The following is a 16,010-nucleotide window of genomic DNA, read 5'->3' on the forward strand; positions in this document are numbered from 1 at the left end:
CCATTAGCTCAGTTGGTAGAGCATCTGACTTTTAATCAGAGGGTCGAAGGTTCGAATCCTTCATGGCTCACCATTTTCGCGGAAGTAGTTCAGTGGTAGAATACAACCTTGCCAAGGTTGGGGTCGCGGGTTCGAATCCCGTCTTCCGCTTAATTACTAAGGGGCCTTAGCTCAGCTGGGAGAGCGCCTGCCTTGCACGCAGGAGGTCAGCGGTTCGATCCCGCTAGGCTCCATCTAATAGAGAAGCTTACATCATATGATGTAAGCTTTTTTTGTGTTTAAAAAGACAATTTTCATATTTGTCATTTAAAATGGAGAAAATGCGAAAGTAAAGGATGGGGATAGTTGTGAAAGTTGTTATTGCATCTGATTCATATAAAGAAAGCTTAAAAGCTATAGAAGTATGTGAGGCTATTGAAAGAGGTTTTGAAGCAATTTTCCCTAAAGCAGAGTATGTGAAAATACCGATTGGAGATGGAGGAGAAGGAACGGTTGATTCTCTTGTTGATGCTACAGGGGGAAGGATTACATCACTTCATGTGACAGGACCGCTTAGAGAACGTGTACAAGCCTTTTACGGTATGTCTAAAGATAAAAAGACAGCGTTTATTGAAATGGCAGCAGCATCAGGATTACAACATGTTCCAGTTAAAAAGCGAAACCCACTTATTACAACAACTAAAGGAACAGGCGAACTTATACTACATGCGCTAGACGAAGGAGCTGAGCACATTATTTTAGGACTTGGAGGAAGTGCTACAAATGATGGTGGAGCAGGTATGTTGTCAGCATTAGGAGTCAGGTTTATAAATGAAAAAGGGGAAGTAATAGAGCCATCTGGAGGAACGTTACATTCGATTGTAGCTATTGATTTTTCGCGCTTGGATTCACGCTTAATGCATATAAAGATAGAAGCAGCATGTGATGTAGATAATCCGTTAGTTGGAATAAGGGGGGCATCGTTCGTTTTTGGGAGACAAAAGGGTGCGAATACAGAGACGATGAAAGAGCTGGATGAGAATTTAAAGCATTATGCGAATATCCTTAAACAATACTTATCTTGCGACGTATCTAAAATCCCTGGCGCAGGAGCCGCAGGAGGAATGGGAGCAGCTGTTATTGCGGTGTTAAAGGGAAACTTACGGAGAGGAATTGAAATTGTATTAGACTATACAAATTTTGATAAGCATATAGAAGAAGCAGATTTAATTATAACTGGCGAAGGGAGAATAGATGAACAAACAGCATATGGGAAGGCCCCTGTAGGTGTTGCAGAGCGTGCAAAGCATTTTCGTATTCCTGTCATTGCTATTGGAGGATCTGTATCTCCGAATTATCAAGCTGTTCACGAAAAAGGAATCGATGCAGTATTTAGTATTACAGCGAGTCCTATGACATTAGAAGAGGCATATAAAGTAGCGGAAGAGAATATCGAAATGACAGCAAAGAATATTGCCGCAGTATGGAAAATAGCATCAGAAAAACACTTCTAAATGTAGGAGTGTTTTTTATTATTATTTAATAATAATGATGGTAGTTGTTTCATTAAGTTAACTTTATACATAGAATAGTCTTAAAATTTGGTTTTTAAGGCGGATATAAGTGAATAATTTGTATATCCATACAGAAAAATGTCGAGTTGAGTCAGACTATAAAAAAGATTTAAAATATTTAGTGAAGGCACAAAAGGGGGATACTATCTATGAAAAAAGAAATCTCAGTTATTGGAGTTCCAATGGATTTAGGACAGATGCGTCGCGGGGTAGATATGGGGCCAAGCGCAATCCGTTATGCAGGCGTAATTGAAAGAATTGAAGAAATTGGATATGACGTTAAAGATATTGGAGATATATGTATAGAGAGAGAAAAAGAAGTAGATGTAAATACAAGCTTAAGAAACCTTACACAAGTTGCAACTGTATGTAACGAATTAGCAAGTAAGGTGGATCATATTATAGAAGAAGGACGTTTTCCACTTGTATTAGGTGGTGACCATAGTATCGCAATTGGTACACTAGCTGGTGTTGCGAAACATTATAAAAATTTAGGTGTTATTTGGTATGATGCACACGGTGACTTAAATACAGAAGAAACTTCACCATCTGGAAATATTCATGGCATGTCACTTGCAGCAAGTTTAGGGTATGGACATCCTAAACTTGTAGATTTATACGGGGCATATCCAAAGGTGAAAAAAGAGAATGTTGTAATTATCGGTGCACGTGCATTAGATGAAGGAGAAAAAGACTTTATTCGCAATGAAGGTATTAAAGTATTCTCAATGCACGAGATTGATCGTATGGGTATGACGGCTGTTATGGAAGAAACAATTGCGTATTTATCTCATACTGATGGTGTACATTTATCATTAGATTTAGATGGTCTTGACCCTCATGATGCACCGGGAGTTGGAACGCCTGTAATTGGTGGTCTTTCTTATCGTGAGAGCCACTTAGCGATGGAAATGTTAGCGGAATCTGATATTGTTACATCTGCTGAGTTTGTTGAAGTAAATACTATTTTAGATGAGCGAAATAGAACGGCAACAACAGCAGTTGCTTTAATGGGTTCTTTATTCGGTGAAAAACTAAAATAAATGTAAGAAAAGCAACTGAGAAGTTGCTTTTTTTATTTGAAAATAGGCGTATAATAATGTTTGACATCTTACCAATTTAGGATAAAGGGGGTTGTTTGTAATTGTCGTTTGTTTCATGTATGGTATAATTAACTAGTTGTTGGAAATACATACAGATAGAGCATAAAACAATATTTCAATATATGGATAGAATTGCTCGTAAGTAGGAGGAAGGGTTAGCATGCCTTTTGAAGATACGACCATTTTGAAATATCTTAGTACGGCACTAGATATTGCCGTTGTATGGTTTATTATATATAAGCTAATTCTCATAATCCGAGGGACGAAAGCTGTTCAACTTTTAAAAGGTATTACAGTTATTATTGTCGTTCGGATGATCAGTATTTTCCTTGGATTACGTACGCTATATTGGCTAACTGAGCAAGTATTAACGTGGGGATTTTTAGCCGTTATTATTATTTTTCAGCCAGAATTGCGAAGAGCACTTGAGCAGCTAGGACGCGGGAGTTTATTTTCACGTACTGGAGCTCATGAGGATGATGAGCCTGAAATGGTTGCAACAGCGATAGCAAAAGCAACGGAATATATGGGGAAACGTAGAATTGGTGCATTAATTACTTTGTCAAAAGAGACCGGTATGGGTGATTATGTGGAAACAGGTATTCCGCTAAATGCAAACGTATCATCGGAATTACTTATTAATATTTTCATTCCTAATACACCTCTTCACGATGGAGCGGTCATTATGCAGGGAAGTACCATTAAAGCAGCAGCGTGTTATCTTCCCTTATCGGAAAGTCCGTTTATCTCTAAGGAACTAGGAACTAGGCATCGCGCTGCAATGGGAGTTAGTGAAGTTACTGATAGTATTACAGTAGTTGTGTCGGAAGAAACTGGCCAAATTTCTTTAACGAAAAATGGTAAGTTGCATCGTGATTTGAAGACAGAACAATTGAAAGATATGTTGTTAGCTGAATTTAGTGCGAACGAAAAAACGACTTCTTCGTCTTTATGGAATTGGAGGAGAAAGCGTCATGGATAAGTTAATGGAGAATCATTGGTTTCTAAAAGGGATCTCATTACTATTGGCGTGTATGCTTTTTATGTCAGCGACTTTAACTGAAAAAAATACGACATCGGGGATAATACCTTTCGCAAATGATACGAAAGAAACATTAACGAATTATGCTATTAACGTTAAGTATGATGAAGAGAAATATATTGTAAGTGGTATTCCGGCAGAGGGCGTCAAAGTGAAGTTAGAGGGCCCAAAAGCAGCAGTTGCTACAGCAAAGGCGAAAAAACAATTTGATATACCAGTTGATTTGAGAGATAGCGAAAAAGGAACTTATGAAGTTTCTTTGAAAACGAACGGGCTTCCAGATGATGTGAAAGGAACAGTTCAGCCATCAACAATTAAAATTACTCTTCATGAAAAAGCGAGAAAATATGTTCATGTAGATTTAAAATTATCAAATGAGGATCAAATGCCAGCGGGTGCTACTCTTGAAAAATCAAATATTAAACCTGATACGGTTGAGGTAGTTGGAACGAAAGAAGAAATTGAAAGTATTTCATCTGCTAAGGCGTATATTGATTTAAAAGGTGTTAATAAAACTGTTACCAGAACAGCTGAAGTTACATTATACAATAAAGAAGGAAAACGTTTAAATGTAAGAACGAGTCCATCTAAAATTAGTGTAACATTAAATGTGGCGACGCAAGCTACGGCAAATAATACGGAAAAAACTGTTCCTGTAACGTATACGAAAAAGGGGAGTTTACCAGAAGGATTGGCCGTTACAAATATTAACGTTGAGCCGCGAGAAGTAACGATAGCAGGTCCAAAAGATGTATTGGATAATATACAATCGATAGAGGGGGTCGAAGTAGATCTTAGTCAATTGACAGAGTCTACGACATTCGATACCTCTGTTTTATTGCCAAAAGGTGTAACAAGTGCGAAACCGAATCAAGTGAAGGTTTCAGTAGGTGTGCAAAAAACAAAACAAACGAAAACAAGAACGATTGATGGTATATCAATTCAAAAAAATGGACTTTCTAAAGATGTTACGGCTCAGCTACTTTCGCCGCAAGATGGGAAGATAAGCGTTGAAATTTCAGGAGAAACAAGTATAGTAGATAAAATAACAGCAGCTCAAATAACAGCAGCCATTAATCTGCAAAATGTATCTCCGGGGACGAAGGATGTTTCTATTCAAGTGAGCGGTCCTGGTAATATTTCAATAGAGCCAAAGCAAAAAAGTGCTAAGGTCACAATTGTGAAGAAAGAAAATCCAGATAAAGAAGTACAAGGTAACGGTGAAAAACCAGATTCAAATAATAACCAAGATAATCAAACTGAAAAACCAAAAAATCCTGAGCCTGAACCTAATCCTGACCAGGAAAAGGAACAGGAACAAAATAAAGAAAAAGAAACTAGTCAAGAGCCAACAGTAGATAATCAAAAAGAGCCAGAAAAAGGAGCGAATCATAATGGGTAAATATTTTGGTACAGATGGAGTACGCGGGGTTGCGAACCAGGAGTTAACACCTGAATTAGCGTTCAAAATTGGACGTTTTGGTGGTTATGTATTAACAAAAGATACAGATCGTCCAAAAGTAATTATTGGACGTGATACACGTATATCAGGACATATGTTAGAAGGAGCTTTAGTAGCCGGTCTATTATCAACTGGAGCAGAAGTAATGCGCCTTGGTGTTATTTCTACACCAGGTGTTGCTTATTTAACAAAAGCGTTAGATGCACAAGCAGGTGTTATGATTTCTGCATCTCATAATCCAGTACAGGATAACGGAATCAAATTCTTCGGTTCAGACGGTTTTAAATTAACAGATGAGCAAGAAGCAGAAATCGAAGCTTTATTAGACAAAGAAGTTGATGAGTTACCACGTCCAACAGGTACTAACCTTGGACAAGTAAGTGATTATTTTGAAGGTGGACAAAAGTATTTACAATACATTAAACAAACGGTAGAGGAAGATTTCTCTGGTTTACATATCGCTTTAGATTGTGCGCATGGTGCTACGTCTTCTTTAGCTCCATACTTATTTGCGGATTTAGAGGCTGATATTTCAACAATGGGAACTTCACCAAACGGTATGAACATTAACGATGGGGTAGGTTCTACACATCCAGAAGTATTAGCTAAATTAGTAAAAGAAAAAGGCGCTGATATCGGTCTTGCCTTTGATGGTGACGGTGACCGTTTAATCGCTGTAGATGAAAAAGGAAATATCGTTGATGGCGATCAAATTATGTTTATTTGTGCAAAGTACATGAAAGAAACTGGTCAACTAAAGCACAATACAGTTGTTTCAACTGTTATGAGTAACTTAGGTTTCTATAAAGCGCTTGAAGCTAACGGTATTACAAGTGATAAAACAGCAGTTGGTGATCGCTACGTAATGGAAGAGATGAAGCGTGGTGGATATAACCTGGGCGGAGAACAATCAGGTCACATTATCTTACTTGATTACATTACAACTGGTGATGGAATGTTAAGTGCACTTCAACTTGTAAACATCATGAAAATGACGAAAAAAACATTATCTGAGCTTGCAGGAGAAATGACGAAGTTCCCGCAATTACTAGTAAACGTTCGTGTAACAGATAAAAAACTAGCATTAGAAAATGAAAAAATTAAAGAAATTATTCGTGTCGTAGAGGAAGAAATGAACGGTGATGGCCGCATTCTTGTTCGCCCATCTGGAACAGAGCCACTTATTCGTGTAATGGCAGAAGCACCAACACAAGAAGTTTGTGACGCATATGTACATCGTATTGTAGAAGTTGTGAAAGCTGAAGTTGGCGCTGAATAATTCAATAAATTTATGAAAAAGGAGCACAAGAAGTGCTCCTTTTTCATATGTTTTATAGACAATGAAAAAAATTTCATTGACGGTTTATCCATGTTTGTTATAAGATGGTCTTGTTCTTTTTCTCAAAGGAAATATTGTAAATTATAGAAGCGCCAGAACTACAAGTAGTGTAGTTGACGAGGTGGGGTTTATCGAGATTTCGGCGGATGACTCCCGGTTGTTCATCACAACCGCAAGCTTTTACTTAAATCATTAAGGTGACTTAGTGGACAAAGGTGAAAGTGTGATGAGAGAAAAGGAACGGATACAAACTAGCTGTATAAGTATATACGGACTTAAACCCAATCGAGAGGAAGGTGAAAGCCGTTACAAGCTTACAGGGCTAGCAATATGTAATCCGTTTTTTAGTATAAATAAAAATGGTATCGGACTATGTCGTTACATGTTCGCAGAGCAGTGTAAGCATTTGTAACGGCGACTAAACATGTGTGGAATCGTAGGATTTATTGGAGAGCAAGATGCAAAGGAAATTTTATTAAAAGGTTTAGAAAAGCTAGAATATCGTGGATATGATTCAGCAGGTATTGCAATACAAGCAGAGAACGGTGTTGTTGTATACAAAGAAAAAGGCCGTATTGCAAAACTTCGCGAAATCGTAGATGAGAACGTAGCAGCAAGCGTGGGAATCGGTCACACACGCTGGGCTACACATGGTGTTCCAAGCAAAGTAAACGCGCATCCGCATCAAAGTACATCAAAACGCTTTACACTAGTTCATAACGGTGTAATTGAAAACTATGAATTAGTGAAAAAAGAATATTTACAAGATGTAACGTTCGTAAGTGAAACGGATACAGAGATTATCGTACAGCTTATGGAACAACAAGTGAGCACAGGACTAAGTGTAGAAGAAGCGTTCCGTAATACGCTATCTCTTTTACATGGCTCTTATGCAATCGGATTACTTGATGCTGAAAATCCAAACATGATTTATGTTGCTAAAAACAAAAGCCCGCTATTAGTAGGTGTTGGTGACAACTTTAATGTTGTGGCGAGCGACGCTATGGCGATGTTACAAGTTACAGATCAATTTATTGAGTTAATGGATAAAGAAATCGTAATCGTAACGAAAGAAAGTATTACAATTAAAAACTTACAAGGTGAAACGATTGAACGTGCACCGTTTACAGCGGAATTAGACGCAAGTGATATTGAAAAAGGAACGTATCCTCATTTCATGCTTAAAGAAATCGATGAGCAACCACTTGTAATCCGTAATATAATTCAAAAGTATCAAGATGAAAATGGCGAGATTGAATTAGATCAAGACATTCGCAATGCGATTTTAGATAGCGATCGTGTTTACATCATTGCATGTGGAACGAGTTATCATGCAGGTCTTGTTGGAAAACAATTTATCGAGAAGTTTGCAAAAATGCCAGTTGAAGTGCATGTAGCAAGTGAATTCTCTTACAACATGCCATTATTAACAGAAAGACCATTCTTCATTTACATTTCACAAAGTGGTGAAACAGCTGATAGCCGTGCAGTACTTGTACAAACAAATGAAATGGGTCATAAAGCATTAACGATTACAAACGTACCTGGTTCTACGCTTTCTCGTGAAGCTGATTACACACTTCCGTTATACGCGGGACCAGAAATCGCAGTTGCGTCAACGAAAGCTTACACAGCACAGCTTGCAGTACTTTCAATTTTAGCTGCGGACATTGCTAAAGCAAAAGGCGAAGTTCTTGATTTCGATTTAACACACGAATTAGGACTTGTAGCAAATGCTATGATAGAGCTTTGTGATCAAAAAGAAGAAATGGATGCATTAGCAAAACAATTTTTAGCAACAACTCGTAACTGTTTCTTCATCGGACGTAGCGTAGACTTCTACGTAGGATTAGAAGGTGCGTTAAAACTAAAAGAAATCTCTTACATCCAAGCAGAAGGATTTGCTGGAGGAGAGTTAAAACACGGTACAATCGCTTTAATCGAAAATGGTACACCAGTTATCGCACTTGCTACACAAGAGCACGTAAACCTTGGAATTCGTGGTAACGTGAAAGAAGTAGTAGCACGCGGAGCTAACCCATGTATCATCTCAATGAAAGGCTTAGAAATGGAAGGTGACAGCTTCGTATTACCAGCTGTACACGAAGCGCTAGCACCGTTAGTAGCAGTTATTCCATTACAACTTATCTCATACTACGCAGCACTTCACCGCGAGTGTGACGTTGATAAGCCACGTAACTTAGCTAAGTCTGTTACGGTTGAGTAGGAGATTAGTAGGTTAGTAAATATAGTGTAGTTTTGAAATAAAGTTAAGACGTTTATAAAAAAGGTGCGATGCTTTATCTCTTTAATCAAAGAATTGTAAATAAGCTATGATCAAACTTTTTTATAAAACATAAACCTGTTGGATAAGAAACCATTTTGATTAGACTTTTTCAAAATGGTTTCTTTTTATTCATCATAGAATACGGTTTAACACAATATTTTTAATCAAACTTTATTTTAAAGCCACACATTGCTTTTTCTTATGGTGAATTTGTTTCTTAGTTATTTCCTGCATTTTATATCATTCACCAATCATGTAATGTTAAGGGAGATGACAAAAGAAAGGAAGAATGTACAAATGAGTATAGTAAAAAACGGAACATTGCAAGTAATTGGAGCAAGCATCTATTATGAGGTGCGTGGCTCGGGTCCAATTCTTCTTTTGATTCATGGTGGGGGTGGCGATGCCGACAAGTTTCATAATATCGCCGATTATCTTGCTAAATGGTATACCGTTGTTACTTACGATCGTCGTGGTCATTCCCGTAGCAATCTCGTCAATAAAAATGAGGATTACCATGTACACACGCATAGCGAAGATGCTCATCGGTTGCTAGCTAATCTGACTAAAGAACCGGCTTATGTATTTGGAAGTAGTTCTGGTGCTGTTATCGGACTTGATTTGTGCATACGTCATCCTGAGCAGGTACAGTTACTAATCCCACACGAACCGGTTTTATTACAACTTTTACCTGAAAATGAGTTGAAGCAGGCTATAAATTTCATGGAAGACCTTAAAGAGAATCATCAAAGTGAGGTCATGAAGTTATTGTCAAATATTGATGATAGTAATTCCGAACCATCGAAGGATATGCTAACAGAGCGACTACTTGGCAATTCGATGTATTTCACTGAGTATGAAATCCCGGGAATTCTCAGCTATACTTTAAATATCGATGCATTAAAGTCCCTATTAAAACCTGCATCGATACAGGTACGTCCAGCCGGTGGAAGTATTTCACGAGAATCTTTTCCTTATCATTGCGCATTCAACTTAGCAGAACACCTCGTAACAGAATTCGCAGAGTTTCCAGGACATCATGTGGGTTATAACACAGTGCATCATAAAGAGTTTGCTGAGAGGTTACATGATGTTATTGAGAATTAATCGGGAAACTATCAATGAGCAGTGTATAAACACAATAGCGCGAATAGATATTCATGGAGTTACAAGACAATACGTAATTTAGGATTTTGTCTATATGTCTAAATTTATTTCAAAGCATCAGCAGAATATGAACAACTAAAAAAAGCAGCTACCTCTCCGTTTAAAGGTAGCTGCTTCTTTTTACATAGATTCTATAATTATTTGTCTTTCATACCACTTGCTTCGTTTTCCATTCCCTAAATCTTCTTTATCAACAATAATAGTTTTGGGGTGACTTGATTTGTTAGCTTAATAATTATGGGCTTTCCTCTAATAGAACCAAAGCAAACAATAAAAGCGCTTGCATAATTAAAAATCCGAGTTATAATACTTGTATACAAGTATACTTGATTAACACGAGGTGGATTTATGACGAAATCAATGGAATTTCTTTATCCTGAAAAATGGCTTTCAAAAGCTTCTACAGGTGATCGTGTTGCGAGCGAATTGAGAATGCGCATTATTGCAGGTGCAATTGAAAGCGGTACCATCCTGTCAGAAAATAAAATAGCTGCCGATTTTTCTGTAAGTCGGTCACCCGTTCGTGAAGCATTAAAATTACTAGCTTCTGAAAATATTATTCGCTTAGAAAGAATGGGCGCAGTTGTCATTGGTTTAACCGAGAAAGAAATCGAAGAAATATATGATGTTCGTTTACTTATAGAAACGTTTATCTTTGAGCGACTTGGAAAGATGGACACAAATGATTTGGTAAGAGAACTAAATAAAATAATGGAAATGATGAAAATCGCCATTAAATATCATGATTCTGATGAATTTTCTTATCAAGATCTCTTATTCCATGAAACGATTATTCGAACCATTGAGCATTCCTACATCCTGATGATTTGGAATAATTTAAAGCCTGTTATGGAAAGCTTAATCCTTTTATCAATGCGTACTCGTTTCAAGGAAAAGTACGAAGACTTTGAACGGATTATTAAAAATCATGAGCTTTATATAAAAGCAATCGAATCAAAAGATCGAGCCCTCATGATTGAGGCCTTACATCAAAACTTTGATGATGTTCAAGGGAAAGTCGAAGACCTCTGGATGTCACAACAAATGTTATCTAAAGGAGTTGAGCAAGGACATGAGTAGCTATATGTTAGGTATAGATATCGGTACAACAAGTACGAAAGCAGTTTTATTTACTGAAAAAGGCGAAGTCATCCAAACCGAGAATATTGGTTATCCACTTCGCACACCGGATATATCCACAGCGGAACAAGATCCAGAAGAGATTTTCCAAGCTGTTTTCCAAGCGATATCAAATATAACGAAACAGCATTCAGATAAAAAACCATCGTTTATTTCATTTAGCAGTGCTATGCATAGTGTCATTGCTATGGATGAAAATGATCAGCCGCTGACACCTTGTATCACTTGGGCAGATAATCGTAGTGAGGCATGGGCACATAAAATCAAAGATGAACTGAATGGCCATGCAGTTTATAGACGAACAGGAACACCTATTCACCCAATGTCACCATTAAGTAAAATTACATGGATTGTGAATGCCCATCCGGAAATTGCTAATAGAACGAAAAAATATATTGGAATCAAAGAATATATCTTCAAAAAATTATTTGATCAATATGTTGTTGATCATTCCATCGCCTCGTGCATGGGTATGATGAACTTAAAAACGCTAGATTGGGATGAGGAAGCTTTAAAAATTGCTGGTATAACATCAGCTCAATTATCTAAACTCGTACCAACCACCAAAATATTCAGCAACTGCAATCCAGATTTAGCCCAAAAGATTGGTATCGATTCACAAACACCGTTTGTCATTGGTGCTAGTGACGGGGTGCTTTCTAATCTAGGTGTGAATGCAATTCGAAAAGGTGAGATTGCTGTCACAATTGGAACAAGTGGTGCTATTCGGACCATCATTGATAAACCACAAACAGATAAAAAAGGAAGAATATTTTGTTATGCCTTAACAGAAAAGCATTGGGTAATTGGTGGACCGGTAAACAATGGAGGGATGGTCCTTCGCTGGATTCGTGATGAACTTGCTTCATCAGAAGTAGAAACTGCGAAAAGACTAGGAATTGATCCATACGATGTATTAACTAAAATAGCAGAACGCGTGAGACCTGGTGCAGACGGATTATTATTCCATCCGTACCTCGCAGGGGAACGTGCACCATTATGGAATCCAGATGTACGTGGCTCCTTCTTCGGTTTAACGATGTCACATAAGAAGGAACATATGATTCGTGCAGCTTTAGAAGGGGTTATATATAATTTATACACTGTATTTTTAGCATTAACAGAATGTATGGATGGTCCTGTAACTCGTATTCAAGCAACAGGCGGCTTCGCAAGGTCTGACGTTTGGCGACAGATGATGTCCGATATTTTCGCATCTGAAGTCGTTGTTCCAAAGAGCTACGAAAGCTCTTGTCTAGGTGCATGTATATTAGGTCTCTATGCCACAGGAAAAATTGATTCTTTTGAAATCGTTTCCGAAATGGTTGGTAGTACCTACAAACATACACCGAAAGAAGAAGCAACAAAAGAATACAGACAATTACTGCCTATATTTATTAACCTATCAAGGGCGTTAGAAGACGATTATACACGAATTGCAAATTATCAAAGAAATTTAATAAAGTAAAACTTTCATCAGTAATCTCCCACGCCTCGCTTCTATCTAAATCTCGAGGTGGGGGCCTTACTGCCCACGAATAGCGGGATAAATACAAATACAGCTAAGATTAGGGGGGAACTACGATGCCATTAGTCATTGTAGCAATTGGGATTTTAGCATTACTTTTACTGATTATGCACTTTAAATTAAATACCTTTATTTCATTAATCATTGTATCCGTCGGGGTTGCTTTAGCACTTGGAATGCCACCAGAAAAGATTTTTAAAACCATTGAAGCGGGATTAGGCGGAACACTTGGGCACTTAGCACTCGTTTTTGGACTTGGTGCGATGTTAGGTAAGTTGCTTTCAGATTCTGGGGGTGCACAACGCATTGCCATGACCCTTGTGAAAAAATTTGGTGAAAAGAACATTCAATGGGCTGTTGTGACTGCCTCATTTATTATAGGGATTGCATTATTTTTTGAAGTAGGATTAGTATTATTAATTCCGATTGTATTTGCAATTTCAAGAGAATTAAAAGTTTCTATCTTATATCTCGGTATTTCGATGGCAGCTGCTTTATCTGTAACACACGGATTTTTACCACCACACCCAGGACCAACTGCTATCGCTGGTGAATTGCATGCAAACATCGGTGAAGTATTACTTTACGGTTTTATGATAGCGGTTCCAACGGTTGTGTTAGCTGGACCTGTATTTACTAAACTTGCAAAAAAACTAGTACCTGAGGCGTTCACAAAAACCGGTAATATCCAATCATTAGGTGAGCAGAAAGTATTTAAACTTGAAGAAACTCCTGGTTTTGGAATCAGTGTTTTTACCGCTTTACTGCCTGTTCTTTTAATGGCAGTCGCTACAATTATTACTTTGTTGCAAAAAACAATGGGATTCAAAGATAATAGTTTACTAGCAACGATCGAGTTTATTGGGAATGCGGATACTGCCATGTTGATATCCTTACTAGTTGCGATCTATACAATGGGATTGGCAAGAAATATTCCAATCAAAAACGTGATGGAATCTTGTACAACAGCGATCTCGAATATTGGGATGATGCTCTTAATTATTGGTGGAGGCGGCGCCTTCAAACAAGTATTAATTGATGGCGGCGTTGGTAACTATGTAGCCGAATTATTCAAAGGAACTTCATTATCACCGATCTTGCTCGCATGGATTATCGCTGCCATCTTACGTATTTCATTGGGGTCTGCTACGGTTGCTGCATTAACAACTGTCGGTTTAGTGATTCCGATGTTAGGTCAATCTGATGTTAACCTTGCTTTAGTTGTCCTTGCAACAGGGGCTGGTAGTTTAATTGCTTCACACGTGAACGATGCTGGTTTCTGGATGTTCAAAGAGTACTTTGGTTTAAGTATGAAAGAAACATTTGCAACATGGACTTTACTTGAGACTATCGTTTCTGTAGCCGGATTAGGCTTTACTTTATTATTAAGTTTATTTGTATAGATCTTTCTAAACAGTAAAAGGGATACGGAAGCTGTTTAATGTGATTTTTCATGATTGATTAATAAGGATGAAAATTTCTCTTTATTTTTTAACTTGATAGTGATGTGCCGTGTCCCTTTAACCTTTTGCACGAATACTGGCAGAGCCTATTGAAATGAAAAAGTTGGATTATTTGATTAAAGTGTTATTTTAGGTATATATACTATAATACAGAGTAACATACATGGAAAGGAACGATAGAATATGGAAAAGTTACAAATTGGAGTTGTTGGTGTGGGCGTTATGGGGAAAAGCCTCGCACTTAACTTTGAGAGTAAAGGGTATTCTGTTGCCCTATATGATATTTCAAAGGAAAAAGTTGATGAAACCATTGAGGAAAACCGTGGTAAAAACTTAGTTGGTACTCATATAGTTGAAGAGTTTGTTAACTCACTCGAATCACCTAGAAAGATTTTATTAATGGTTAATGCGGGGGAAATTACAGATAAAGCGATTGATTCTCTAGTCCCTCACCTCGATAAAGGTGATATTTTAATTGACGGTGGTAATACATACTTTGTCGATACAATTCGCCGAAACAAACGTCTTGCCGAAGAAGGAATCAATTTCATCGGGGCAGGTGTGTCAGGCGGCGAAGAGGGTGCATTGAAGGGACCATCTATTATGCCAGGCGGACAGAAGGATGCATACGAAAAAGTAAAGGATATGCTTGAAAACATCTCTGCAAAAGTGAATAACGAGCCTTGCTGTTCTTATATCGGACCTAATGGGGCAGGACACTATGTAAAGATGGTTCACAATGGTATTGAGTATGGAGATATGCAATTAATTTGTGAAGCATATTTCTTCTTGAAACAAACACTAGATTTGACTGCAGAAGAGTTCCATGAAATATTTGCTGAATGGAATAAAGGTGAACTGAACAGCTATCTAATTGAGATTACAGCCGATATTTTCAAGAAGAAAGATGAAGAAACTGGTAAGCCATTAGTGGATGTTATTCTTGATACTGCAGGACAAAAGGGTACAGGGAAATGGACAAGTCAAAGCGCACTTGATTTAGGTATCTCTCTGCCTATTATCACGGAATCTGTATTTGCACGTTGCATTTCTGCTTTAAAAGAAGAGCGTGTGAACGCAAGCAAAGTTTTATCTGGCCCTAAAGATAAAACAGCAATTGGAGTTGAAAAAGCCGAATTAATTGAAGCGGTGCGCCAAGCTTTATATATGAGTAAAATTTGTTCTTATGCACAAGGATTCACGCAATTGAAGGCAGCTTCTGAGGAATATGATTGGAACCTTGATTTTGGCAGCATTTCTATGCTTTGGAGAGGCGGATGTATTATCCGTGCTGCCTTTTTACAGAACATTAAAGAGGCTTATGAGACTAACACTGACCTACCGAACCTTTTACTTGATCCATACTTTAAAGAAATTGTAGAGTCATATCAAGGTGGATTACGCCAAATTATCTCAATGGCGGTACAACAGGGCATTCCGATACCTGCATTTTCAGCAGCAATTTCTTATTATGACAGCTATCGTACTGCCAAACTACCTGCAAACTTATTGCAAGCGCAGCGCGATTATTTTGGAGCGCATACGTATAAACGAGTAGATAAAGAAGGTACATTCCATACAAAATGGATATAAAATAATAAATGGACTAAGATTAAATTCTTAGTCCATTTTTCATTCCACAATTCGTAGGCTATAAGACTCCCACTGATGGAAGTTCACTTTAAACGAATGTATGAATCAAAATGCGTTTATTTTTCCCGTTTAGATGAAAACCACATAATCTTTAATTTGAAATGTTATCTGAATAATCCTCACAATTGTTGGTTTTTACACGTTTATTGTGGTGTTAAGTGAAAAAAATTTGTTTAATTTACAATAAAGTCGTACTGTTTATAAAAAAGTTGAACCGCTTTACCCCTTTAGTTTTATTCTTGAGTTTTTTACGTATTTTCCAATGTGATTGTG

Annotated in this window: 12 protein-coding genes and 2 tRNA genes; all 14 read left to right on the forward strand. The window is 37.6% G+C overall.

The genetic code is table 11. The features are described from left to right. Positions 1 to 78: 78 nt before the first annotated feature. Positions 79 to 150: transfer RNA gene (locus tag FS742_RS25150), tRNA-Gly, on the forward strand. Between the two features lie 10 nt (positions 151 to 160). Beyond that, a tRNA-Ala gene (locus tag FS742_RS25155) sits at positions 161 to 233 on the forward strand. 114 nt (positions 234 to 347) lie between these two features. Continuing rightward, on the forward strand, positions 348 to 1,493 hold the full coding sequence (locus tag FS742_RS25160; RefSeq protein WP_144615886.1) for a glycerate kinase: 1,146 nt from the start codon (positions 348 to 350) through the stop codon (positions 1,491 to 1,493). A 209-nt stretch (positions 1,494 to 1,702) separates the two neighbouring features. Then, entirely contained in the window at positions 1,703 to 2,596 is an 894-nt protein-coding gene (gene rocF, locus FS742_RS25165; RefSeq protein WP_144615888.1) for an arginase, read from the forward strand. A gap of 220 nt (positions 2,597 to 2,816) precedes the next feature. Continuing rightward, complete coding sequence (gene cdaA / locus FS742_RS25170) at positions 2,817 to 3,638, forward strand: diadenylate cyclase CdaA (protein ID WP_144615890.1); 822 nt, start codon at positions 2,817 to 2,819, stop codon at positions 3,636 to 3,638. Beyond that, positions 3,631 to 5,100, forward strand: a complete 1,470-nt coding sequence (locus tag FS742_RS25175) for a CdaR family protein (protein ID WP_144615892.1) — start codon at positions 3,631 to 3,633, stop codon at positions 5,098 to 5,100. Before cdaA ends, FS742_RS25175 begins: the two co-directional genes overlap by 8 nt. After that, complete coding sequence (glmM, locus tag FS742_RS25180) at positions 5,093 to 6,439, forward strand: phosphoglucosamine mutase (protein ID WP_144615894.1); 1,347 nt, start codon at positions 5,093 to 5,095, stop codon at positions 6,437 to 6,439. The genes FS742_RS25175 and glmM overlap by 8 nt, the downstream gene beginning before the upstream one ends. Before the next feature lie 286 nt (positions 6,440 to 6,725). After that, positions 6,726 to 6,911, forward strand: a complete 186-nt coding sequence (locus tag FS742_RS25185) for a hypothetical protein (RefSeq protein ID WP_001208183.1) — start codon at positions 6,726 to 6,728, stop codon at positions 6,909 to 6,911. A gap of 12 nt (positions 6,912 to 6,923) precedes the next feature. After that, positions 6,924 to 8,726, forward strand: coding sequence for a glutamine--fructose-6-phosphate transaminase (isomerizing) (glmS, locus tag FS742_RS25190; protein WP_144615896.1), 1,803 nt, complete (start codon positions 6,924 to 6,926; stop codon positions 8,724 to 8,726). 357 nt (positions 8,727 to 9,083) lie between these two features. Then, on the forward strand, positions 9,084 to 9,893 hold the full coding sequence (locus FS742_RS25195) for an alpha/beta fold hydrolase (RefSeq protein ID WP_144615898.1): 810 nt from the start codon (positions 9,084 to 9,086) through the stop codon (positions 9,891 to 9,893). A 408-nt stretch (positions 9,894 to 10,301) separates the two neighbouring features. Continuing rightward, complete coding sequence (gene gntR / locus FS742_RS25200) at positions 10,302 to 11,033, forward strand: gluconate operon transcriptional repressor GntR (RefSeq protein WP_000167470.1); 732 nt, start codon at positions 10,302 to 10,304, stop codon at positions 11,031 to 11,033. Beyond that, on the forward strand, positions 11,026 to 12,561 hold the full coding sequence (gntK, locus tag FS742_RS25205) for a gluconokinase (RefSeq protein ID WP_144615900.1): 1,536 nt from the start codon (positions 11,026 to 11,028) through the stop codon (positions 12,559 to 12,561). The genes gntR and gntK overlap by 8 nt, the downstream gene beginning before the upstream one ends. Positions 12,562 to 12,677: 116 nt before the next feature. Continuing rightward, the gene (gene gntP, locus FS742_RS25210) at positions 12,678 to 14,024 is read left to right on the forward strand and encodes a gluconate permease GntP (protein WP_144615902.1); all 1,347 of its coding nucleotides are present in this window, start codon (positions 12,678 to 12,680) and stop codon (positions 14,022 to 14,024) included. Between the two features lie 243 nt (positions 14,025 to 14,267). Beyond that, the gene (gene gndA / locus FS742_RS25215; protein WP_000413557.1) at positions 14,268 to 15,677 is read left to right on the forward strand and encodes an NADP-dependent phosphogluconate dehydrogenase; all 1,410 of its coding nucleotides are present in this window, start codon (positions 14,268 to 14,270) and stop codon (positions 15,675 to 15,677) included. Positions 15,678 to 16,010 lie beyond the last annotated feature (333 nt).

This window comes from Bacillus cereus (assembly GCF_007678085.1).
GTDB lineage: Bacteria > Bacillota > Bacilli > Bacillales > Bacillaceae_G > Bacillus_A > Bacillus_A cereus_BE.